We start from the raw sequence: 23636 nt of genomic DNA on the forward strand, positions 1-23636 counted from the left end.
ACCCAGCGTTTACTACCGCGTCAACTAACACTGGATGTTGCTTTTTTGGTGACGGTTAAAGTCTGCCACGCGTCGTGATTAGACTCCGCCTCAGGTCCGGAGGAAGCAAAATAAAAAAGAGCTGTGTGGGCAAAACCGTGAAAAAACAAAGACCTGTCAACTTGGATCTCTCGACGATCCGGTTTCCCGTTACTGCAATATCGTCCATTCTCCACCGCGTCTCCGGCGTAATCACCCTGGTTGCCATTGGCATCCTGCTGTGGCTACTCGGTCTCTCTCTCTCCTCTCCTGAAGGTTTCCAGCACGCTGCGTCCATTATGGATGGCTTCTTCGCGAAGTTCATCATGTGGGGCATCTTAACGGCGCTGGCCTATCACGCGGTGAGCGGGATTCGTCATATGTTGATGGATTTTGGTTATCTGGCTGAAACGCTGCAGGTGGGTAAGCGTTCTGCTTATATGACTTTTGTGATCACTGTCGTGCTGGCAATTCTGGCGGGAGTCCTCGTATGGTAAGCAATGCATCCGCATTGGGTCGCAACGGCATTCAGGACTGGCTGCTGCTGCGCGCAACTGCAATTCTCATTACGCTCTACATCGTCTACATCCTCGGTTTCGTGGTGATGACAGACACGCTGACTTATGACCTGTGGCGTGGCTTCTTCGCCTCCGCCTTCACCAAAGTGTTCACGCTGCTGACGCTGTTCTCCATTCTGATTCACGGCTGGATCGGGATGTGGCAGGTGTTAACAGACTACGTTAAATCACTGCCAACGCGCTTGTTGCTGCAGTTTGTGATTGTCGTGGCGCTGTTGTGGTATGCGATTTATGGCTTTGTTGTGGTGTGGGGTGTGTAAATGAGTTTGCCAATCAGAGAATTTGATGCCGTGGTGATCGGCGCAGGTGGCGCAGGAATGCGGGCCGCACTGCAAATCTCCCAGGGCGGCCAGAGCTGTGCCCTGTTATCCAAAGTTTTCCCGACCCGTTCCCACACGGTATCTGCGCAGGGCGGTATCACCGTTGCGCTGGGTAATACCCACGAAGATAACTGGGAATGGCATATGTACGACACCGTCAAAGGTTCCGACTACATCGGTGACCAGGACGCGATTGAATATATGTGTAAAACCGGTCCGGAAGCGATTCTGGAACTGGAACACATGGGTCTGCCATTCTCGCGTCTGGAAGATGGTCGTGTCTATCAGCGTCCATTTGGTGGTCAGTCGAAGAACTTCGGCGGCGAGCAGGCGGCGCGTACTGCAGCGGCAGCAGACCGTACCGGCCACGCCCTGTTGCATACCCTTTATCAGCAGAACCTGAAAAACAAAACCACCATCTTCTCTGAGTGGTATGCACTGGATCTGGTGAAAAACGCCGATGGCGCAGTGGTGGGTTGCACCGCTATCTGCATTGAAACCGGCGAAACCGTCTATTTCAAAGCAAAAGCGACCATTCTGGCCACCGGCGGCGCGGGCCGTATCTATCAGTCCACCACCAATGCACACATCAACACCGGCGACGGCGTGGGTATGGCACTGCGTGCGGGCGTGCCGGTGCAGGATATGGAGATGTGGCAGTTCCACCCAACCGGTATTGCCGGTGCGGGCGTGCTGGTCACCGAGGGCTGCCGTGGTGAAGGCGGCTATCTGCTGAACAAACATGGCGAACGCTTCATGGAGCGTTATGCGCCAAACGCTAAAGATCTGGCGGGCCGCGACGTCGTTGCGCGCTCAATGATGATTGAAATCCGTGAAGGTCGCGGCTGTGACGGTCCATGGGGCCCGCACATCAAACTGAAACTCGATCACCTGGGTAAAGAGGTGCTTGAGTCACGTCTGCCTGGCATCCTCGAGCTGTCACGCACCTTTGCTCATGCTGATCCAATCAAAGAACCTATCCCGGTTATTCCGACCTGCCACTACATGATGGGCGGTATTCCGACCAAAGTGACCGGCCAGGCACTGCGTGTGAATGAGCAGGGTGAAGATGTGGTGATTCCTGGTCTGTTCGCTGTCGGCGAAATTGCCTGCGTATCGGTACACGGTGCCAACCGTCTGGGCGGTAACTCACTGCTCGATTTGGTGGTCTTTGGCCGCGCAGCGGGTCTGCATCTGCTGGAGAGTATTCAGGAGCAGGGCGAACTGCGTGACGCCACGGAAGATGAAATCGCCGTTGCGATGGCGCGCTTCAACCGCTGGGAAAACAACACCACTGGTGAAGATCCGGTTGAGATTCGTAAAGCGCTGCAACGCTGCATGCAGAACAATTTCTCTGTATTCCGCGAAGGCGACGCCATGGCGCAGGGTCTGGAAGAGCTGAAAGACATTCGCCAGCGTCTGAAATCAGCGCGTCTGGATGACCGCTCACCGGATTTCAACACCCAGCGCATTGAGTGTCTGGAGCTGGATAACCTGATGGAGACGGCTTTTGCCACGGCGGTAGCGGCTAACTATCGCACCGAGAGCCGCGGTGCACACAGTCGCTTCGACTTCCCGGATCGTGATGATGAAAACTGGCTGTGCCACAGTCTCTATGTCCCGGAAACCGAAAGCATGACGCGCCGTGAGGTGAACATGCAGCCGAAACTGCGCGCGGCGTTCCCGCCGAAAGTGCGTACCTACTAATTTCGGAGACGATCATGAGACTCGAGTTTTCAATTTATCGCTACAATCCGGACGTCGATGACAAGCCGCGCATGCAGGATTACACCCTGGAGTCGGAAGATGGTCGCGACATGATGCTGCTGGATGCGCTGATTCGCCTGAAAGAGAAAGATCCGACGCTGGCGTTTCGTCGCTCGTGTCGTGAAGGCGTCTGTGGCTCTGATGGCCTCAACATGAATGGTAAAAACGGACTGGCCTGCATTACGCCGGTCTCGGCACTGGGCAACGGCAAACAGAAAATAGTTATCCGTCCATTGCCAGGTTTACCCGTTGTGCGTGACCTGGTCGTAGACATGAGCCAGTTTTATGCGCAGTATGAGAAAATAAAGCCTTTCCTGTTGAATAATGGGGAAAATCCGCCAGCACGTGAGCATCTGCAGTCACCGGATGAGCGCGAGCACCTGGATGGCCTGTACGAATGTATTCTCTGTGCCTGCTGCTCAACCTCATGCCCATCATTCTGGTGGAATCCTGAGAAGTTCATCGGTCCTGCCGGCCTGCTGGCGGCATACCGTTTCCTGATTGACAGCCGCGACACCGAAACGGATGCGCGTCTCGACAATCTGAATGACGCTTTCAGCGTATTCCGCTGCCATAGCATCATGAACTGTGTGAGCGTCTGTCCGAAAGGGCTGAACCCGACGCGCGCCATCGGCCATATCAAGTCGATGCTGCTACAGCGCGGCGCATAAGCAGTTTCTGCCGGGAACCTCAGGTTCCCGGTGTTTTAACGGAAGCCTCTGTAAGCGCGGTGATGACCACGTTTACAAAGGTTCCCTTACGGGCCACGCGCGCTGCGCAAAGTGCTCGTATCGCTGAACTCACTACGGCAAACCGCGAAAGCGGCAACAAATGAAACCTCAAAAAAGCATAGCAATGCTTAAGGGATCACAATGCAGAACAGCGCGATGAAGCCCTGGCTGGACTCTTCCTGGCTGGCCGGCGCGAATCAGTCTTACATAGAGCAGCTCTATGAGGATTTCCTGACCGATCCTGACTCTGTCGATGCAGTGTGGCGTTCGATGTTCCAACAGTTACCGGGCACCGGAATGAAACCTGAGCAGTTTCACTCCACCACACGTGAGTACTTCCGTCGCCTGGCGAAAGACGCATCTCGTTACACCTCATCTGTCTCCGATCCGGAAACCAACTCCAAGCAAGTGAAAGTGCTGCAGCTGATCAACGCGTTTCGTTTTCGCGGTCATCAGCACGCCAATCTCGATCCGCTTGGCCTGTGGAAACAGGATCGGGTCGCCGATCTTGATCCCGCTTTTCATGACCTGACCGAGGCTGATTTTCAGGAAAGCTTTAACGTAGGCTCTTTTGCCATCGGTAAAGAGACCATGAAGCTGGCCGACCTCTTCGACGCGCTGACGCAGACGTACTGTGGCTCAATCGGTGCAGAATATATGCACATCAACAACACGGATGAGAAGCGCTGGATCCAGCAGCGTCTTGAGTCTGTAGCGGGCCGTGCAGCGTTCAGCAACGAAGAGAAAAAAGGTTTCCTGAAAGAGCTGACCGCGGCAGAAGGGCTGGAAAAATATCTCGGGGCGAAATTCCCAGGTGCCAAACGCTTCTCGCTGGAAGGCGGCGATGCGCTGGTGCCTATGCTGCGCGAAATGATCCGTCACGCCGGCAAGAGCGGTACCCGTGAAGTCGTGCTGGGTATGGCGCACCGTGGTCGTCTCAACGTACTGATCAACGTGCTGGGTAAAAAGCCGCAGGATCTGTTCGACGAGTTCGCCGGTAAGCATAAAGAGCATCTGGGTACCGGTGACGTGAAGTACCACATGGGCTTCTCTTCTGACGTGGAAACCGAAGGTGGCCTGGTTCACCTGGCGCTGGCGTTTAACCCGTCACACCTGGAGATCGTCAGCCCGGTCGTCATGGGTTCAGTGCGTGCCCGTCTGGATCGTCTGGACGAGCCTGCCAGCAATAAAGTCTTACCGATCACCATCCATGGTGACGCGGCGGTGATTGGCCAGGGCGTGGTTCAGGAAACCCTGAATATGTCACAGGCACGCGGTTATGAAGTGGGCGGTACGGTTCGCATCGTCATCAATAACCAGGTTGGTTTCACCACCTCCAACCCGAAAGATGCGCGTTCAACCCCTTACTGCACCGACATCGGCAAAATGGTGCTGGCACCGATTTTCCACGTCAACGCTGATGACCCGGAAGCGGTCGCCTTTGTAACCCGTCTGGCGCTCGACTATCGCAACACCTTCAAACGCGATGTGTTTATCGATCTGGTCTGCTATCGCCGTCATGGTCACAACGAGGCGGATGAGCCAAGCGCGACCCAGCCGCTGATGTACCAGAAAATCAAAAAACACCCGACGCCGCGTAAAATCTACGCCGACCGTCTGGAAGGTGAAGCCGTTGCCACGCAGGAAGATGCGACCGAAATGGTCAATCTTTACCGTGATGCGCTGGATGCGGGCGAATGCGTGGTGCCGGAATGGCGTCCGATGAGTCTGCACTCCTTTACGTGGTCACCTTACCTGAACCATGAGTGGGATGAGCCTTACCCGGCTCAGGTCGACATGAAACGTCTGAAGGAACTGGCGCTGCGTATCAGCCAGGTGCCTGAAGAAGTCGAGGTACAGTCGCGTGTTGCCAAGATCTACAACGATCGTCGCCTGATGGCCGAAGGTGAAAAAGCCTTCGACTGGGGCGGGGCAGAGAACCTGGCCTACGCCACACTGGTCGATGAAGGCATTCCGGTGCGTCTCTCAGGTGAAGATACCGGTCGCGGCACCTTCTTCCACCGTCACGCTGTCATTCATAACCAGTCGAACGGCTCCACCTACACCCCGCTGCACCATGTGCACAGTGGTCAGGGCCAGTTCAAGGTCTGGGACTCCGTGCTGTCCGAAGAGGCGGTGCTGGCCTTTGAATATGGCTACGCGACGGCTGAACCGCGCATCCTGACCATCTGGGAAGCGCAGTTTGGTGACTTCGCCAACGGCGCACAGGTGGTTATCGATCAGTTCATCAGCTCCGGTGAGCAGAAATGGGGCCGCATGTGTGGTCTGGTGATGCTGCTGCCGCACGGCTATGAAGGTCAGGGGCCGGAGCACTCCTCTGCGCGTCTGGAGCGTTATCTGCAACTCTGCGCTGAGCAGAACATGCAGGTCTGCGTGCCTTCAACCCCGGCGCAGGTTTACCACATGCTGCGTCGTCAGGCGCTGCGCGGTATGCGTCGTCCGCTGATCGTGATGTCACCGAAATCACTGCTGCGTCATCCGCTGGCGATCTCCACGCTGGATGAACTGGCAAACGGCAGTTTCCAGCCCGCGATTGGTGAAATTGACGATCTGGATCCGCAGGGCGTGAAACGCGTCGTGCTCTGTTCCGGTAAAGTCTATTACGACCTGCTGGAGCAGCGTCGTAAAAACGAGCAGACCGATGTGGCCATCGTGCGCATCGAGCAGCTCTATCCTTTCCCGCATCAGGCGGTACAGGAAGCATTAAAAGCGTATTCTCACGTGCAGGATTTTGTCTGGTGTCAGGAAGAGCCGCTGAATCAGGGCGCCTGGTATTGCAGCCAGCATCACTTCCGTGAAGTTGTGCCGTTCGGCGCGACCTTACGTTATGCAGGCCGCCCGGCATCCGCCTCACCGGCCGTGGGTTACATGTCCGTACACCAACAACAGCAGCAAGACCTGGTTAATGACGCGCTGAACGTTAATTAATTAAAAGGAAAGATAATGAGTAGCGTAGATATTCTCGTTCCCGACCTGCCTGAATCGGTTGCCGATGCCTCAGTGGCAACCTGGCACAAAAAACCAGGCGATGCCGTCACTCGCGATGAAGTGCTGGTTGAAATCGAAACCGACAAAGTGGTGCTGGAAGTGCCTGCGGCGGCTGACGGTATTCTGGAAGCGGTGCTGGAAGAAGAGGGTGCCACCGTCACTTCACGCCAGATCCTGGGCCGCCTGAAAGAGGGCAACAGCGCCGGTAAAGAGACCAGCGCGAAGTCTGAAAGCAAAGAGTCGACTCCGGCTCAGCGTCAGACCGCGTCGCTGGAAGAAGAGAGCAACGATGCGCTCAGCCCGGCTATCCGCCGTCTGATTGCTGAGCACAACCTGGATGCCTCGCAGATCAAAGGCAGCGGTGTGGGCGGACGTCTGACCCGTGAAGATGTTGAAAAACATCTTGCCAGCAAGCCGCAGGATACCAAAGCTGCCGCACCGGCCGCTGAAGCCGCTGCCGCGCCGCAGCCGATCGCGAATCGCAGCGAAAAACGCGTGCCGATGACCCGTCTGCGTAAGCGTGTTGCTGAGCGTCTGCTGGAAGCGAAAAACAGCACCGCGATGCTGACCACCTTCAACGAAATCAACATGAAGCCCATCATGGATCTGCGCAAGCAGTATGGTGAGGCTTTTGAGAAGCGTCACGGTGTGCGTCTGGGCTTCATGTCCTTCTACCTGAAAGCGGTCGTTGAAGCGCTGAAACGCTATCCGGAAGTGAACGCCTCTATCGATGGCGAAGATGTGGTTTACCACAACTACTTCGACGTCAGCATTGCGGTCTCCACGCCGCGCGGTCTGGTGACGCCAGTGCTGCGTGACGTCGATGCGCTGAGCATGGCGGACATCGAGAAGAAAATCAAAGAGCTGGCAGTTAAAGGCCGTGACGGCAAGCTGACAGTTGAGGATCTGACCGGCGGTAACTTCACCATTACCAATGGCGGCGTCTTTGGTTCCCTGATGTCCACCCCGATCATTAACCCACCGCAGAGCGCCATCCTGGGCATGCACGCTATCAAAGATCGCCCGATGGCAGTCAATGGTCAGGTTGTGGTGCTGCCAATGATGTATCTGGCGCTCTCCTACGACCACCGCCTGATCGATGGCCGTGAATCTGTGGGTTATCTGGTTGCAGTGAAAGAGATGCTGGAAGATCCAGCACGTCTGCTGCTGGATGTCTGATTTTCACCGGGCGCACCTTCGCGTGCGCCCAACCTCATTACTCTTTTCAGACCTGAATGGATAGAACATCATGAACTTACACGAATACCAGGCGAAACAACTGTTTGCACGGTATGGCATGCCGGCACCAACGGGTTACGCCTGTACTACACCACGTGAAGCGGAAGAAGCAGCCTCTAAAATTGGCGCAGGCCCGTGGGTAGTTAAATGTCAGGTTCATGCCGGTGGCCGCGGTAAAGCGGGCGGTGTGAAAGTGGTTAACAGCAAAGAAGAAATTCGCGCATTTGCTGAAAACTGGCTGGGCAAACGTCTGGTGACCTATCAGACAGACGCAAATGGCCAGCCGGTAAACCAGATTCTGGTTGAAGCGGCAACCGATATCGATCAGGAGCTCTACCTGGGCGCAGTGGTCGATCGCGCAACGCGTCGCGTGATTTTCATGGCCTCAACCGAAGGCGGCGTGGAAATCGAAAAAGTGGCGGAAGAGACCCCGCACCTGATCCACAAAATGGCGCTGGATCCACTGACTGGCCCGCAGCCTTATCAGGGCCGCGAGCTGGCGTTCAAACTGGGCCTGACCGGTAAGCTGGTTGGTCAGTTCACCAAGATCTTTATGGGTCTGGCAACGCTGTTCCTGGAGCGCGATCTGGCGATGGTTGAGATCAACCCGCTGGTTATCACCAAACAGGGCGATCTGATCTGCCTGGATGGCAAACTGGGTGCCGATGGCAATGCCCTGTTCCGCCAGCCAGAACTGCGCGAAATGCGCGATCCAAGCCAGGAAGATCCCCGTGAAGCGCACGCAACACAGTGGGAACTGAACTACGTTGCGCTGGAAGGCAACATCGGCTGTATGGTTAACGGCGCAGGTCTGGCGATGGGCACCATGGACATCGTTAAGCACCATGGCGGTCAGCCAGCCAACTTCCTTGATGTCGGCGGCGGCGCAACGAAAGAGCGCGTGACCGAAGCCTTCAAAATCATCCTGTCTGACGATGCGGTTAAAGCCGTCTTCGTTAACATCTTCGGCGGTATCGTACGCTGTGACCTGATTGCCGACGGCATCATCGGCGCAGTAGCTGAAGTGGGTGTGAACGTGCCAGTAGTGGTACGTCTGGAAGGTAACAACGCCGAGCTGGGCGCCCAGAAACTGGCGGACAGCGGTCTGAACATCATTGCAGCAACCAGCCTGACAGACGCCGCACAGCGTGTTGTTGCTGCCGCGGAGGGTAAATAATGTCCATTCTGATCGACAAAAATACGAAAGTCATTTGCCAGGGTTTCACCGGTGGCCAGGGGACTTTCCATTCTGAGCAGGCGCTGGCTTACGGCACTCAGCTGGTTGGCGGTGTGACGCCAGGCAAAGGTGGCACGACGCATCTCGGCCTGCCGGTGTTCAACACCGTACGCGAAGCGGTAGAAGCGACTGGCGCAACCGCCACCGTGATCTACGTTCCGGCACCTTTCTGTAAAGATGGCATCCTGGAAGCGATTGAAGCAGGTATCAAACTGATCATCACCATCACTGAAGGTATCCCGACGCTGGATATGCTGACCGTGAAAGTGAAGCTGGATGAAGCGGGCGTGCGGATGATCGGTCCAAACTGCCCGGGCGTGATCACACCCGGCGAATGCAAGATCGGCATCATGCCGGGCCATATTCACCAGCCCGGCCGCGTCGGTATCGTTTCCCGTTCAGGCACCCTGACCTATGAAGCGGTTAAGCAGACCACTGACATCGGCTATGGTCAGTCAACCTGCGTCGGCATCGGTGGTGACCCGATTCCAGGCTCTAACTTCATCGATATCCTGAAAATGTTCCAGGATGATCCACAGACTGAAGCGATCGTGATGATCGGTGAAATCGGTGGTAGCGCAGAAGAAGAAGCCGCAGCCTTCATCAAAGAGCACGTGACCAAGCCGGTTGTGGGCTACATTGCTGGCGTAACTGCGCCGAAAGGCAAGCGCATGGGCCATGCGGGTGCCATTATTGCCGGTGGTAAAGGTACAGCAGATGAGAAATTTGCTGCGCTGGAAGCCGCAGGTGTGAAGACCGTACGCAGCCTGGCGGACATCGGTGACGCGGTTAAAGCCGTATTACCGGCCAAATAAGTCGGCGTCATCTGAGACTAAGCCACCTTCGGGTGGCTTTTTTTATGCCGGTAACGCACAGACATAACTCAGACAATTAAAGAGAAGAGGGCAAAGTCAGATAACCATTCTGGTGTTAGTTTCGTTAATAAAAAGTAGCAAAGGTAAATTATTTTTCCCCACCTTATTTCATTGATGACATCCTCTTAACAAGAAACCCACCTGACTTTATCTGGAAACTTATTGCGTTAATCCAGATCAATTAATCACGATTTATATCCAACTATATCGCTGGCAAAGCGCAACGCTAAGAGCGTAAATTGCGCTGCATCAATCCAGCCTTTTACACAAATTTTCAAACGTCTGCTCAACCTGGGATGACACCCGCTTTCCTCCTGTTAAAGCACGCGTTAATGAAAGCGCGGATTGACAATTTTCAGAGCTGCTTCATTCGCGACTCGCCTGTTCGGGCAGCTCACAGATCTGTTCTGCGGGTAATAAAAAAACTGGAATCAATAAACAGTCGTTCCTGACTCTGATTACGTTCGATTCTGATCGCGCGCGTGACGGAGACAAAGCGAGGAGCAAGGAGTCCTTATGTTAGATATCGTCGAGCTATCGCGGTTACAGTTTGCCTTAACGGCGATGTACCATTTTCTTTTCGTCCCTTTAACGCTGGGTATGGCGTTTTTGCTGGCGATCATGGAAACGGTCTATGTCCTGAGCGGTAAACAAATTTATAAAGATATGACGAAGTTCTGGGGCAAGTTATTTGGTATTAACTTTGCGCTGGGTGTCGCCACCGGCCTGACCATGGAATTTCAGTTCGGGACAAACTGGTCATATTACTCTCACTACGTCGGCGATATCTTCGGCGCGCCGCTCGCCATTGAAGGTTTAATGGCGTTCTTCCTTGAATCGACCTTTGTCGGCCTGTTCTTTTTTGGCTGGGATCGGCTGGGTAAAGTGCAGCACATGGCGGTGACCTGGCTGGTGGCGCTGGGCTCGAACATGTCTGCGCTGTGGATTCTGGTCGCTAACGGCTGGATGCAGAACCCCATTGCCTCTGAATTCAACTTCGAAACCATGCGCATGGAAATGGTCAGCTTCTCAGAGCTGGTACTGAACCCGGTGGCGCAGGTGAAATTCGTTCACACCGTTGCGGCTGGTTACACCACCGGCGCGATGTTCATTCTGGGTATCAGCGCGTGGTACATGCTGAAAGGGCGTGACCTTGCTTTTGCTAAACGCTCGTTCGCTATCGCGGCCAGCTTTGGTATGGCGGCAGTGCTCTCCGTGATTCTGCTGGGCGATGAGTCAGGCTACGAAATGGGCGACGTGCAGAAAACCAAGCTGGCCGCTATTGAAGCAGAGTGGGAAACCCAGCCAGCACCCGCCTCATTTACGCTGTTTGGCCTGCCCGATCAGGCAACGCAGGAGAACCGATATGCCGTGCAGATCCCGTGGCTGCTGGGCCTGATCGCGACCCGATCCATCGATAAGCCGGTCATCGGCCTGAAAGATCTGATGGCTCAGCATGAAGTGCGTATCCGTAATGGCATGAAAGCCTACACCCTGCTGAATGAGCTGCGCAGTGGCAGTCAGGATCCCGCAGTACGTGACGCGTTCAACAGCCACAAGCAGGATCTCGGTTATGGTCTGCTGCTGAAGCGCTATACCGACAACGTAGCGGATGCGACCGAAGCGCAGATTAAACAGGCAACGCAGGACTCTATCCCGCGCGTAGCGCCGCTCTATTTCGCGTTCCGTATTATGGTGCTGTGTGGCGTACTGCTGCTGGGCATTATCACACTCTCCTTCTGGAGCGTAATACGCAATCGCGTGGGCAAAAATCGCTGGTTACTGAAAGCGGCACTGTTTGGTATTCCCTTACCCTGGATTGCCGTCGAGTCAGGCTGGTTCGTGGCGGAGTATGGTCGTCAGCCCTGGGCTATTGGTGAAATCCTGCCAACCGCGGTGGCCAACTCCTCGCTGACTGTTGGCGATCTGCTGTTCTCGATGATCCTGATCTGCGGACTCTACACGCTGTTCCTGGTGGCAGAGATGTACCTGATGTTCAAATTCGCCCGCCTTGGGCCGAGCAGCCTGAAAACCGGGCGTTATCATCATGAGCAGATTACGGCAACCACTCAGCCGGTTCAGGGATAAGGAGAGCGACCATGTTTGATTATGAAGTTCTGCGCTTTGTCTGGTGGCTGCTGATCGGCGTGCTGCTGATTGGCTTTGCTGTCGCAGATGGTTTTGATATGGGCGTCGGAATGCTGACGCGCATTCTGGGCCGCACCGATACTGAACGTCGCATCATGATTAACAGTATCGCCCCGCACTGGGACGGTAACCAGGTCTGGCTGATCACCGCGGGTGGCGCGCTATTTGCTGCCTGGCCGATGGTTTACGCGGCGGCTTTCTCCGGCTTTTACGTGGCGATGATTCTGGTGCTCGCGTCGCTGTTCTTCCGTCCGGTCGGTTTCGATTACCGCTCGAAGATTGAAGATAACCGCTGGCGTGGTGCCTGGGACTGGGGCATTTTCATTGGCAGCTTCGTGCCGCCGCTGGTGATTGGCGTGGCCTTTGGCAACCTGTTACAGGGTGTGCCGTTCCATGCCGATGAGTATCTGCGTCTGTTCTACACCGGCAACTTCTTCCAGCTGCTGAATCCGTTTGGCCTGCTGGCGGGTGTGGTCAGTGTGGCGATGATTCTGGCCCAGGGCGCAACCTACCTGCAGATGCGCACCACTGGCGAACTGCATCTGCGTTCGCGTACCGCTGCACAACTTGCCGCGCTGGTGATGATGGTTTGCTTCATCCTGGCGGGTGTCTGGGTGAAATATGGTATCGATGGCTATGTGGTGACCAGCACAATGGATCACTTCGCCGCCTCGAACCCACTGGGGAAAACTGTCGTGCGGGAAGCGGGTGCCTGGATGATCAATTTCCAGAACCATCCTGTACTGTGGCTGTTCCCGCTGCTTGGTTCGGTGCTGCCGCTACTAACCGTACTCTGCTCGCGGGTTGAGAAGGGCGCATGGGCGTTCCTGTTCTCCTCACTGACGCTGGCCTGCGTCATCATGACCGCGGGTATTGCGATGTTTCCGTTCATCATGCCATCCAGCACCGTGCCGGGGACCAGCCTGACAATGTGGGACGCCACGTCCAGTCTGCTGACGCTGCAAACCATGACAGTGGCCGCCGCTATCTTTGTCCCAATCATTCTGATTTACACCAGCTGGTGCTACTGGAAGATGTTTGGCCGTATTACCAAAGAGCAGATTGAAAGCAACAGTCACTCACTCTATTAATAAAGGAGATGTCGCATGTGGTATTTTGCCTGGATTCTCGGCACGTTGCTGGCCTGTGCCTTTGGTATCGTGACTGCGCTGGCGATTGAACACGTTGAAGCGCAGGATGAGACGCACTGATGCGCACGCCAGTTCGGATGCTCTATGATCTGATGGATAAGGGCTCGTTACGGGCCCTTTCACTGCTGCTGGCGCTGCTGACGGCGGGCGGCGTGATGTGGGATCCGACCCGTTTTGCCAATCAGGCGGGTCAGCTTCCTGCTCTGCAGGGGCTGGTGCTGATCTGGGCGGTCTGCTGCGGAGTGATCCACGGTGTGGGTTTCCGGCCACGGAAAACCCGATGGCAGGCGCTGTTTACGCCGTTACCGGCTCTGCTGGTGTTATTTATTGCGCTTTACCGTTATTACCTTTAATCCCCCGCCTTACCCGCGCTGTCAGTGAATATTTGTCAGCGCCGGGTCAATAAATCTCTCTGAAATCGTTCCGTTTGTTACGGAGCGATAATTATTTTCGCCTGGCTCTGGCGACCCATTCCCAACCCCAATTCTCTTGCGTATAGTAGCAACGTTTAAAACGAGGCCGGGATGTAGAGTGAGTACAACGCTGTTTCGCTGGCCGGTTCGGGTCTACTACGAAGATACTGATGCCGGTGGTGTGGTTTATCACGCCAGCTATATCGCTTTTTATGAACGAGCACGTACCGAAATGTTGCGACAGCACCATTTCAATCAGCAGACGCTGTTAGAACAGCAGATCGCTTTTGTGGTACGGCGCATATCGGTGGACTATCTTGCGGCGGCGCGTCTTGATGACCTTCTGGAGATCCAGAGTGAGGTCACATCAATGACACGGGCGACCATGACGTTCACGCAGCGTATCGTGAATACTGAAGGCAAAGTGCTCAATGAGGCAGAAGTCCTGATTGCCTGCATTAACCCACATCTGATGAAGCCGATTGCGCTTCCCAAGTCTATTGTCGCGGAGTTCAAGCAGTGACTGACATGAACATTCTTGATTTGTTCCTGAAGGCGAGCCTTCTGGTCAAACTTATCATGTTGATTTTGATCGGCTTTTCTATTGCCTCCTGGGCCATCATTATTCAGCGCACACGTATTCTGAATGCGGCGGGAAGAGAAGCGGAGGCGTTTGAAGACAAATTCTGGTCTGGCATCGAACTCTCGCGCCTGTATCAGGAGAGCCAGGAGCGCCGGGAAGAACTGGGCGGCTCGGAGCAGATTTTCTATTCCGGCTTCAAAGAGTTTGCCCGCCTGCATCGCGCCAATAATCATGCGCCGGAAGCGGTCATTGACGGGGCGAGTCGTGCTATGCGTATCTCAATGAACCGCGAGCTGGAAGCACTGGAAAACCATATTCCATTCCTGGGAACGGTCGGCTCAATCAGTCCTTACATCGGGCTGTTCGGTACCGTCTGGGGAATTATGCACGCCTTTATCGCGCTGGGCGCGGTGAAGCAGGCGACACTGCAGATGGTGGCACCGGGTATTGCTGAAGCACTGATTGCGACCGCTATCGGTCTGTTTGCCGCGATTCCGGCGGTAATGGCCTACAACCGTCTGAACCAGCGCGTGAACAAACTGGAGCAGGGCTACGACAACTTTATGGAAGAGTTCACTGCCATCCTGCATCGCCAGGCTTTCTCCAGCGATAGCGCTAAGTAAATAGAGGTTAATGATGGCCAGAGTACGTGGTCGCAAAAGCCGCGACCTGAAGTCGGAAATCAACATCGTTCCGCTACTGGACGTCCTGCTGGTGCTGTTGCTGATCTTCATGGCGACGGCACCCATTATTACCCAGAGCGTGGAAGTGGATCTGCCTGATGCGACCGACTCTAAAACGGTTTCCAGCGATGATAATCCGCCGGTAATTGTCGAAGTGGCGGGCGTAGGGCAGTACAGTCTGGTCGTGGATCACGACCGTATGGACCAACTCCCACCTGAGCAGGTCATCAGCGAAGCGCAGCGTCGACTGGAAGCGAATCCTAAGACGGTCTTTTTGATCGGGGGCGCGAAAGAGGTGCCTTACGATGAAATTATTAAAGCGCTCAACCTGCTGCATCAGGCGGGTGTTAAATCTGTCGGTTTGATGACGCAGCCGATTTAAAATCGAACCGTTTTTTGGGAACCGAGTGTGTCGAAGGCAACCGAGCAAAACGAGAAGTTAAAGCGCGCGATAATCATTTCGGTGATTCTGCATATCGTGCTGATCGCGCTGCTGGTATGGAGCTCGTTTAATGAGCATGTTGACCCCAGCAGTGCGGGTGGCGGTGGCAGTGATATTGATGCAGTGATGGTCGATCCCGGTGCCGTCATCAGCCAGTACAATCGTCAGCAGAACCAGCAGAGTGACAGTCAGCGGGCTGAGCAGCAGCGTAAAAAGCAGGCGCAGCAGCAGGCTGAAGAGCTGCAACAGAAACAGGCCGCTGAACAGCAGCGTCTGAAAGCGCTGGAAAAAGAGCGTCTGGCCGCGCAGGAAACGGCGAAAGAAGAGGCCAAACAGCAGGCTGAGCAGCAGAAAGCCGCCGAAGAGGCCGCGAAACAAGCTCAGGAGCAACAGAAAACGGCGGAAGCGGCCGCAGCCAAAGCCAAAGCAGATGCAAAAGCCCAGGCGGATGCACAGGCAAAAGCCGCGGCTGAGCAGGCGAAGCAGGCCGCAGCCGACGCAAAAAAGCAGGCTGATCAGCAGGCGAAAGCCGCCGCGGCCGCTGCGGCAAAAGAGAAAGCTGTAGCGGAAGCGAAGGCAAAGTCTGAAGCAGATGCGAAAGCGGCGGCAGAAGCAAAAGCGAAAGCGGCTGAAGCCAAAGAAAAAGCAGCCGAGGCAGCGAAAGAGAAAGCTGCAGAAGCGGCGAAAGAGAAAGCAGAAGCCGCTAAAGAGGCTGCCAAAGAGAAAGCGGAAGCCGCTGCTAAAGCAAAAGCGGATGCCGCGGCAAAAGCCAAAGCCGATGCGGCAGCCAAAGCAAAAGCGGATGCTGCTGCTAAGGCCAAAGCAGATGCGAAAGCGAAAGCCGCCGCTGATGCCGCCAACGACAGCGATGTCGATGATTTACTGGGTGGACTCGCTTCCGGCAAAAATGCACCGAAAAGCGGCACCTCTGGCGCAGCAGCAGGGCAGGGAAACCAGAAGAAAGCGGGCGCAACAGGCGCGGAAATCAACTCCTATATGGGACAGGTCGTCAGTGCGATTCAGAGCAGATTCTACGATGCCGATCTGTATCGCGGAAAAACCTGTGATTTGCGTATTAAACTTGCGCCGGATGGCTTGTTAATTGATGTTAAGTCAGAGGGTGGCGATCCCGCGCTCTGTCAGGCTGCGATTGCTGCCGCTAAACAGGCACGTATTCCGAAGCCGCCTTCGCAGGCGGTCTACGAAGTGTTTAAAAACGCCCCAATGCGTTTTAAACCGCAATAATGCAGTAACGGGCGGCAAGTTGTTCTATGTTTAGCTTGCCGTACTTAAGTTGTACTCGTGGTTTCCAGGAACAGTGCCAATTATCGTGGACTGAGGTTCAGATAAGGGAGATAAAATGAAGCAAGCTCTTCGCGTTACGTTAGGCTTTTTTATCCTGCTGTGGGCAGCCATGCTGCATGCAGAAGTTCGAATTGAGATCACCCAGGGTGTCAACACCGCGCGCCCGATTGGCGTGGTGCCGTTTAAATGGGCGGGTGCAGGTGCCGCGCCAGAAGATGTCGGCGGCATCGTAGCGGCTGACCTGCGCAACAGTGGCAAATTTAATCCACTGGATCGCTCGCGTCTGCCACAGCAGCCTGCCAGTGCGCAGGAAGTTCAGCCTGCCGCCTGGAGCGCGCTCGGCATTGATGCTGTTGTCGTCGGACAGGTTGCCTCTAACCCGGATGGCAGCTATCAGGTTTCTTACCAGCTGGTGGATACCGGCGCTGCGCCAGGTACCGTACTGGCACAGAACTCGTATAAAGTGACTAAACAGTGGCTGCGTTATGCTGCCCACACGGCCAGTGATGAAACGTTCCAGAAGCTGACCGGCATTAAAGGCGCTTTCCGTACCCGCATCGCCTATGTCGTGCAGACCAATGGCGGCCAGTTCCCGTATGAGCTGCGCGTCGCTGACTACGATGGTTACAATCAGTTCGTGGTACACCGTTCACCACAGCCACTGATGTCGCCAGCCTGGTCTCCGGATGGCAGTAAAGTGGCCTACGTAACCTTTGAAAGCGGTAAATCTGCGCTGGTGATTCAGACGCTGTCTAACGGTGCTATCCGCCAGGTTGCCTCTTATCCACGCCACAACGGTGCACCAGCGTTTTCGCCAGATGGCTCTAAACTCGCTTTCGCGCTCTCTAAAACCGGCAGCCTGAACATTTATGTGATGGACCTGGCCTCAGGTCAGACGCGTCAGGTGACGGATGGTCGTTATAATAGTACTGAACCGACCTGGTTCCCGGACAGCCAGACGCTGGCTTACACCTCGGATCAGGCGGGTGCACCTCAGATTTATAAAGTAGGAATTAATGGCGGCGCGCCACAACGTATTACCTGGGAAGGCGGTCAGAACCAGGATTCGGATGTCGCAACCGATGGCAAATCCATGGTGATGATTAGCACCAGCGGTGGTTCACAGCACGTCGCCAAACAGGATCTGGAAACGGGAGCCGTTCAAACGTTAACGGACACGTTCCTGGATGAAACGCCGAGCCTGGCACCAAACGGCACAATGGTAATCTATAGCTCTACTCAGGGGATGGGTTCCGTGCTGCAGTTGGTTTCAACCGACGGTCGTTTCAAAGCGCGTCTTCCGGCAACTGATGGACAGGTCAAATTTCCTGCCTGGTCGCCGTATCTGTAATGTCTGACCGTTCAGACATCGCAAACAATAAACAATAATGGGATTTTTGAAATGCAACTGAACAAAGTGCTGAAGGGTTTGATGCTGGCTCTGCCGGTTCTGGCAGTAGCGGCTTGTAGCTCACACAAAAACAACAACAATGACCAGACTGGCATGGGCGCTGATGGCGCTTACGGTGCAAACTCTGGCATGAACGGTAACGGCGGCAACATGTCTTCTGACGAGCAGGCGCGTCTGCAGATGCAGCAGCTGCAGCAGAACAACATCGTGTACTTCGGCCTGGACAAGTATGACGTTCAGTCTGATTACGCACAGATGCTGGATCAGCACGCGACTTTCCTGCGCAGCAACCCATCATACAAAGTGACCATCGAAGGTCACGCGGATGAGCGCGGTACGCCGGAATACAACATCGCCCTGGGCGAACGTCGTGCTAATGCCGTTAAAATGTACCTGCAGGGTAAAGGCGTGTCGGCTGATCAGATGTCTATCGTTTCTTACGGTAAAGAGAAGCCAGCCGTTCTGGGTCATGACGAAGCAGCGTATTCTAAAAACCGTCGTGCCGTACTGGTCTACTAAGAGAATCACATGGTTAGTAACTTCAGACGTCATCTGTTGAGTCTGTCGTTACTGATTGGCGTAGCGGCCCCCTGGGCCGCTAATGCCCAAGCGTCAATCAGTAGCGTTGGCTCCGGCTCGGTCGAAGACCGTGTCACCACTCTTGAACGAATCTCTAATGCCCAGGCACAACTGATGCAGCAACTGCAGCAGCAGATGAGCGATAACCAGCGTGATATCGACGCGCTGCGTGGGCAAATCCAGCAAAACTCGTATCAGTTGAATCAGGTGGTTGAGCGGCAGAAGCAGCTTTACCAGCAGATTGACAGCCTGAGCAGCGCCAGCAGCGGCGGGCAACAGGCAGCAGGCAGCGATGCCGCAGCAGATACCGGCGCAGCAGCCACCGCAGGCGCAGCAGCATCCACGGAGAGCGCACCCGCGCAGACCGGCGATGCTAACAGCGATTACAATGCGGCTGTGGCGCTGATTCTGGAGAAGAAACAGTATGACCAGGCGATCAGCGCGCTTCAGGCGTGGGTAAAACGTTACCCGGATTCGACCTATCAGCCGAATGCGAATTACTGGCTGGGTCAGCTGAACTATAACAAAGGCAAAAAGGACGACGCGGCGTATTATTACGCCACGGTGGTGAAGAACTATCCGAAGTCGCCGAAAGCTGCAGAAGCGTTGTTGAAAGTGGGTGTCATTATGCAGGAGAAGAAAGATACGGCGAAAGCCAAAGCGGTCTTCCAGCAGGTGATCAAACTTTATCCAGACACCGACTCTGCTAAACAGGCGCAGAAACGTCTGGCAAGCCTGTAATTTGTCCGGTTCAGACCAGATATCGTGTGATTTCTGGTCTTGCCGTATGAAAGGTAAGCAACTGAAGCATTTAGCAGAAATAAGAGTTGCGCTACCCCGCTAAATCAGTAATATATGCCGCCGTTGCCGGGGCACATTGCAAAGTGTCTGGTAAGCCTGAAGATGGGTCGTTAGCTCAGTTGGTAGAGCAGTTGACTTTTAATCAATTGGTCGCAGGTTCGAATCCTGCACGACCCACCATCTCCTTCAGACGCGCTTTTACCGCGCTGTTTTTAGAAGAACACTTCAGCATTGCTTCACAACCTAAGATGGGTCGTTAGCTCAGTTGGTAGAGCAGTTGACTTTTAATCAATTGGTCGCAGGTTCGAATCCTGCACGACCCACCATCTTATCTCAGCCGCCTGTCGCGCTGAACGGTTGTAAGCCCTCAGCGGGTCGTTAGCTCAGTTGGTAGAGCAGTTGACTTTTAATCAATTGGTCGCAGGTTCGAATCCTGCACGACCCACCAATTAAGAAAGAAGCGCCTTTAAGGCGCTTTTTTCGTTTTCAGGGCACGGTATTCACCGTGCAGGGTGAGAACCTGCAGCAGGTTCGACTGAATCGCCAGGCAATCCTGCATGACCCACCAATTAAGAAAGAAGCGCCCTTTGGGCGCTTTTTTCGTTTCTGCGGTATCTGGCTCACGTTAAATGTATAAAGTTACTGGCGTTTGAGGTAGTGGGCAAAGTCTGGCTGAGTTCGCTGAGAGATCCAGCCTGCGCAGAGAACACGGTCAGATCGGAAAGACGCAAAAGCCGTCATCCATGACCTGCTCGGCCCGCGCCGTCCTGGCGCGGGACGCTTTCCTCCTCTTACCGTGTTCCCTGCGCATCGGGCTTAATTGTTGCTGGAGGATTAAAGCTGATTTAGCTTTCTCAGCCATCTAAAAGCGCTGCTGGCGATAATTGCGCAGGACGCTTTCTTCTTCTGAGCGTATTAACTGCTCGTTTTGCTGTTGCTTATGCTTTGCGGGGAGAGTTGCCCTGTACTCATCCTCACGCCTTTTTCTTCACCTTCGCCACTGCCAGGCTCTCCCAGATATGCATCACCGCATAGCTGCGCCAGGGACGCCAGGATTGCGAACGCGCTTCCGCTTCTTTCGATGACATCCCGCCCAGGTTATTACGGATGGCGATATCTTCCTTGGGAAAGGCATCTGGCCAGCGCAGGGCGCGCATCGCGATATAGTGCGCAGTCCAGGGACCAATGCCCGGCAGGCTGATCAGCTTTTTTATCACCTCGTCAGGCTGCTGAGCGGCGCTGAGGCGCAGGTCGCCGCTGGCGCAGGCGCCGGCAAAAGCGATGATGGCGCGGGAACGCGCGGCGCTGACAATGCCCATCGGTGCAACATCGTCCACCGTCAGTCCGGCGATACGTTCAGGAAGCGCGGTGTAACGGGTGAGATCGGCAAAAGGCGTCTCGCAAGGTTCGCCGAAGGCGGCGGCAAAACGGCTGCTGACCGTGGTGGCCGCTTTGACCGTTACCTGCTGACCGATAATGGCACGCACGCCCAGCTCGAAAGCGTCAAACGCGCCAGGCACGCGCAGACCCGGATGTGCGATCAGGCTGGGTGCCAGCAGCGGATCCTGGGCCAGGCAGGCGGCGATACGCTGCGGCTGCGCGTCGAGATCGAACAGGTCACGCAGACGGCGCAGCAGCAGAGGCAGCACCGGCGTCAGGGACGTTGAGAGCGTCACCTGCAATGCGTTCTTCTGCGGCAGATGGGAAACGCTGACCCAGCCCCGGCAGCGACCCAGCGCCACGGTGCGTCGCCAGCTGCCATCTTCCACTGCTTCGACCTCCTTCATCAGGTGCGTCTGCAAAAACCAGAGCATCGCCCCCCAGTCATAGGGAGGACGATAGGCCAGCCGCAGCGTCACGCGGTCGCCTGGCTGCGCACGCTTAGTGCCGGTGTCATCCCGACGCAGCGCGCTCGGCGTCATGCGGTAGCGCGCCTGGAACACATCATTAAAGCGACGCAGGCTGCTGAAACCGCTGGCGTAGGCGACTTCTGTAACCGGCAGCTGTGTTTCTGTCAGCAGCTGTTTTGCCAGCAGCATACGCCGTGTCTGCTTCAGCTCCAGCGGCGAGACGCCGAGTTCATGCTGCACGATACGGCGCAGCTGACGCAGGCTAAGGCCGAATTCAGCTGCAATCGCTTCCAGACCTTCGCGCTCCTCCAGCATGCCTTCCTCGATGCGCTGAATCAGCCGCTCTGCCACGCGATGCGGCTGATCAACGGGCGCATTGCCGGGGGCCAGTTCTGGCCGACAGCGCAGGCAGGGACGAAAGCGCGCTTTTTCGGCCGCCTCGGCGCTGCTGAAGAAAAGACAGTTCTTCTGCATGGGGGCTTTGACCGGACAGACCGGACGGCAATAGATACCGGTTGACGTCACGCCCACAAAGAAAACGCCGTCAAAGCGGGTATCACGAGAGGTCAGCGCCTGATAAGCAATGTCGGGATCGAGCATGTTATTTCTCCGGTAAATAAGCGCAGCCTACAACGGTGAATCCCGGCAGACTGGCTGTTTTCGGACAGCAAAACAGTTTAGAACCATGACCGAAAACAGCCAGTCAGGCTGATGAAAAGTGCGATAATAGGCGATGAAACCGTGACGGGAGAATCACCATGTACTACTTCAAACCGATAGTTACCCCGGTAGGTGAACTGAAACTGGTTGCCAGCGACAGTGGCCTGGCGGGCATCTTGTGGGAAAATGACGATCCGAAGCGCACCCGATTTTTGCCGCAGACGCGCAATGACGATCATCCCATTCTGATCGAAACTGAGCGTCAGTTAGGCGAATACTTTACCGGCGCGCGTCGCTGTTTTGAATTGCCGCTCGACATGGTCGGCACCGACTTCCAGAAAAAAGTCTGGCAGGCGCTGGTGGCGATTCCGTTTGGTGAAACGCGCAGCTACAGCCAGATTGCCAGAGAGATCGGCCATCCACTGGCGGTGCGTGCGGTCGGCGCGGCCAACGGGCGTAATCCACTCTCTATTGTTGCGCCGTGCCACCGCGTGATCGGTGCCAACGGCAAGCTGACGGGCTTTGCAGGCGGGCTGGATATCAAAGCCTTCCTGCTGGCGCTGGAAGCGCCGCAGTCGCTTCCTAATAAAGCAGCTTCAGAACCGATTCAGTTAATGATACAGGCGGACTAAAAATCCCACGACACAGTCTGGCTTTTCCGCTATCGTGTTTAGAATATAAAACACGACGGCGGATTTATCGCCATTATTCGCCTTATCAGGCGATTTTCGTTAATTAGATAAAACGAGAGCTGTGTCATGAGTGTGATGTTCGATCCTGAAACCGCCGTTTATCCTTTTCCGCCTAAACCCGCCCGCCTGAGTGACGATGAGAAGGCGTTTTACCGTGAAAAAATCAAAGCGCTGCTGAAGGCGCGTAACGCCGTGATGGTGGCGCACTACTACACCGATCCGGAAATTCAGGCGCTGGCGGAAGAGACCGGCGGTTGCGTCTCCGACTCACTGGAGATGGCGCGCTTTGGCAGTCATCATCCGGCGACCACGCTGCTGGTAGCGGGCGTGCGCTTTATGGGCGAAACCGCCAAAATCCTCAGCCCGGAGAAAACCGTGCTGATGCCGACGCTACAGGCAGAGTGCTCACTGGATCTCGGCTGCCCGATTGAAGAGTTTAACGCCTTCTGTGATGCCCATCCCGATCGTACCGTCGTGGTCTATGCCAACACCTCAGCGGCTGTCAAAGCCCGCGCCGACTGGGTAGTCACCTCCAGCATTGCGGTTGAGCTGATTGAACACCTCGACAGCCTGGGCGAAAAGATCATCTGGGCACCCGATCGTCATCTTGGCCGCTACGTCACCCAGAAATCGGGCGCGGATGTGCTCTGCTGGCAGGGCGCATGCATTGTGCATGACGAGTTTAAAACCCAGGCGCTGCAGCGTATGAAAGCACTCTATCCCGACGCGGCGGTGCTGGTGCACCCGGAGTCGCCGCAGGCGATTGTCGATCTGGCGGACGCCGTTGGCTCGACCAGCCAGCTGATTCAGGCGGCGAAATCCCTGCCACATCCGCAGATGATTGTGGCGACCGATCGCGGCATCTTCTACAAGATGCAGCAGGCAGTACCGGATAAAGCGCTGCTGGAAGCGCCGACCGCGGGTGAGGGCGCAACCTGCCGCAGTTGTGCTCACTGTCCATGGATGGCGATGAACGGCCTCAAAGCCATCGCAGAGGCGCTGGAGACGGGCGGCGCGGAACATGAGATTCAGGTGGATGAGACGCTGCGTGAGGCGGCGTTACTGCCGCTTAATCGCATGCTATCCTTTGCAGCAGAACTTAAACTCAACGTGAAGGGCAACGCCTAAGCGTTCCCGGACAGGT

At 55.5% G+C, this 23636-nt stretch carries 22 protein-coding genes and 3 tRNA genes; 24 read left to right on the forward strand and 1 reads right to left on the reverse strand.

All coding sequences use genetic code 11. From position 1 onward, the window contains the following. Nucleotides 1–125 precede the first annotated feature (125 nt). From sdhC to F3I44_RS13740, 22 genes are all read left to right on the forward strand, one after another. Nucleotides 126–515, forward strand: coding sequence for a succinate dehydrogenase cytochrome b556 subunit (gene sdhC / locus F3I44_RS13635; protein WP_150012279.1), 390 nt, complete (start codon nucleotides 126–128; stop codon nucleotides 513–515). Beyond that, nucleotides 509–856 carry a succinate dehydrogenase membrane anchor subunit gene (sdhD, locus tag F3I44_RS13640; RefSeq protein ID WP_009091417.1) on the forward strand — a complete coding sequence of 116 codons (348 nt, stop codon included), beginning with the start codon at nucleotides 509–511 and terminating at the stop codon, nucleotides 854–856. Before sdhC ends, sdhD begins: the two co-directional genes overlap by 7 nt. Then, nucleotides 857–2623, forward strand: coding sequence for a succinate dehydrogenase flavoprotein subunit (gene sdhA / locus F3I44_RS13645; protein WP_150012277.1), 1767 nt, complete (start codon nucleotides 857–859; stop codon nucleotides 2621–2623). Between the two features lie 14 nt (nucleotides 2624–2637). Beyond that, nucleotides 2638–3354, forward strand: coding sequence for a succinate dehydrogenase iron-sulfur subunit (locus F3I44_RS13650; protein WP_013357144.1), 717 nt, complete (start codon nucleotides 2638–2640; stop codon nucleotides 3352–3354). A gap of 201 nt (nucleotides 3355–3555) precedes the next feature. Then, entirely contained in the window at nucleotides 3556–6363 is a 2808-nt protein-coding gene (sucA, locus tag F3I44_RS13655) for a 2-oxoglutarate dehydrogenase E1 component (RefSeq protein WP_150012275.1), read from the forward strand. Nucleotides 6364–6378: 15 nt separating this feature from the next. Then, nucleotides 6379–7602 (forward strand): 2-oxoglutarate dehydrogenase complex dihydrolipoyllysine-residue succinyltransferase, encoded by a 1224-nt coding sequence (odhB, locus tag F3I44_RS13660; RefSeq protein WP_009091410.1) that lies wholly within the window; start codon nucleotides 6379–6381, stop codon nucleotides 7600–7602. A gap of 70 nt (nucleotides 7603–7672) precedes the next feature. Beyond that, entirely contained in the window at nucleotides 7673–8839 is a 1167-nt protein-coding gene (gene sucC / locus F3I44_RS13665; protein WP_003853151.1) for an ADP-forming succinate--CoA ligase subunit beta, read from the forward strand. Next, nucleotides 8839–9714 carry a succinate--CoA ligase subunit alpha gene (gene sucD / locus F3I44_RS13670; RefSeq protein ID WP_013357147.1) on the forward strand — a complete coding sequence of 292 codons (876 nt, stop codon included), beginning with the start codon at nucleotides 8839–8841 and terminating at the stop codon, nucleotides 9712–9714. Before sucC ends, sucD begins: the two co-directional genes overlap by 1 nt. Nucleotides 9715–10290: 576 nt before the next feature. Then, on the forward strand, nucleotides 10291–11862 hold the full coding sequence (gene cydA, locus F3I44_RS13675) for a cytochrome ubiquinol oxidase subunit I (RefSeq protein ID WP_150012273.1): 1572 nt from the start codon (nucleotides 10291–10293) through the stop codon (nucleotides 11860–11862). 11 nt (nucleotides 11863–11873) lie between these two features. Then, on the forward strand, nucleotides 11874–13013 hold the full coding sequence (gene cydB, locus F3I44_RS13680) for a cytochrome d ubiquinol oxidase subunit II (RefSeq protein WP_150012271.1): 1140 nt from the start codon (nucleotides 11874–11876) through the stop codon (nucleotides 13011–13013). Nucleotides 13014–13028: 15 nt separating this feature from the next. Next, on the forward strand, nucleotides 13029–13133 hold the full coding sequence (gene cydX / locus F3I44_RS13685) for a cytochrome bd-I oxidase subunit CydX (RefSeq protein WP_013357150.1): 105 nt from the start codon (nucleotides 13029–13031) through the stop codon (nucleotides 13131–13133). After that, nucleotides 13133–13426, forward strand: a complete 294-nt coding sequence (ybgE, locus tag F3I44_RS13690; protein ID WP_150012269.1) for a cyd operon protein YbgE — start codon at nucleotides 13133–13135, stop codon at nucleotides 13424–13426. The genes cydX and ybgE overlap by 1 nt, the downstream gene beginning before the upstream one ends. A gap of 178 nt (nucleotides 13427–13604) precedes the next feature. Next, nucleotides 13605–14009 (forward strand): tol-pal system-associated acyl-CoA thioesterase, encoded by a 405-nt coding sequence (gene ybgC, locus F3I44_RS13695; protein WP_010260759.1) that lies wholly within the window; start codon nucleotides 13605–13607, stop codon nucleotides 14007–14009. Further along, a complete protein-coding gene (gene tolQ / locus F3I44_RS13700) occupies nucleotides 14006–14692 on the forward strand; it encodes a Tol-Pal system protein TolQ (RefSeq protein WP_003853142.1) in 687 nt (228 codons plus the stop codon). The genes ybgC and tolQ overlap by 4 nt, the downstream gene beginning before the upstream one ends. A 13-nt stretch (nucleotides 14693–14705) precedes the next feature. Further along, a complete protein-coding gene (gene tolR, locus F3I44_RS13705) occupies nucleotides 14706–15134 on the forward strand; it encodes a colicin uptake protein TolR (RefSeq protein ID WP_013357153.1) in 429 nt (142 codons plus the stop codon). Between the two features lie 27 nt (nucleotides 15135–15161). Then, complete coding sequence (gene tolA, locus F3I44_RS13710) at nucleotides 15162–16439, forward strand: cell envelope integrity protein TolA (protein WP_150012267.1); 1278 nt, start codon at nucleotides 15162–15164, stop codon at nucleotides 16437–16439. Nucleotides 16440–16554: 115 nt separating this feature from the next. Further along, entirely contained in the window at nucleotides 16555–17850 is a 1296-nt protein-coding gene (gene tolB / locus F3I44_RS13715) for a Tol-Pal system beta propeller repeat protein TolB (RefSeq protein WP_150012265.1), read from the forward strand. Nucleotides 17851–17901: 51 nt separating this feature from the next. Further along, entirely contained in the window at nucleotides 17902–18429 is a 528-nt protein-coding gene (gene pal, locus F3I44_RS13720) for a peptidoglycan-associated lipoprotein Pal (RefSeq protein WP_003853135.1), read from the forward strand. Nucleotides 18430–18438: 9 nt separating this feature from the next. After that, nucleotides 18439–19230: a cell division protein CpoB gene (gene cpoB, locus F3I44_RS13725; protein WP_150012263.1), complete on the forward strand. Its 792-nt coding sequence runs from the start codon at nucleotides 18439–18441 to the stop codon at nucleotides 19228–19230. 164 nt (nucleotides 19231–19394) lie between these two features. Continuing rightward, a tRNA-Lys gene (locus tag F3I44_RS13730) sits at nucleotides 19395–19470 on the forward strand. A gap of 70 nt (nucleotides 19471–19540) precedes the next feature. Continuing rightward, a tRNA-Lys gene (locus tag F3I44_RS13735) sits at nucleotides 19541–19616 on the forward strand. A gap of 46 nt (nucleotides 19617–19662) precedes the next feature. After that, nucleotides 19663–19738, forward strand: a tRNA-Lys gene (locus tag F3I44_RS13740). A 526-nt stretch (nucleotides 19739–20264) separates the two neighbouring features. Here the strand turns inward: F3I44_RS13740 and F3I44_RS13745 are convergent. Then, nucleotides 20265–21740, reverse strand: coding sequence for an AlkA N-terminal domain-containing protein (locus F3I44_RS13745; protein ID WP_150012261.1), 1476 nt, complete (start codon nucleotides 21738–21740; stop codon nucleotides 20265–20267). A gap of 158 nt (nucleotides 21741–21898) precedes the next feature. Here F3I44_RS13745 and F3I44_RS13750 point away from each other — a divergent pair, with 158 nt between their 5' ends. After that, the gene (locus F3I44_RS13750; protein WP_150012259.1) at nucleotides 21899–22432 is read left to right on the forward strand and encodes a methylated-DNA--[protein]-cysteine S-methyltransferase; all 534 of its coding nucleotides are present in this window, start codon (nucleotides 21899–21901) and stop codon (nucleotides 22430–22432) included. Nucleotides 22433–22558: 126 nt separating this feature from the next. Next, entirely contained in the window at nucleotides 22559–23620 is a 1062-nt protein-coding gene (gene nadA / locus F3I44_RS13755; protein WP_150012257.1) for a quinolinate synthase NadA, read from the forward strand. Nucleotides 23621–23636 lie beyond the last annotated feature (16 nt).

Origin of the sequence: Pantoea sp. F_5, from assembly GCF_008631595.1 — a bacterium.
Classification (GTDB): domain Bacteria; phylum Pseudomonadota; class Gammaproteobacteria; order Enterobacterales; family Enterobacteriaceae; genus Pantoea; species Pantoea gossypiicola.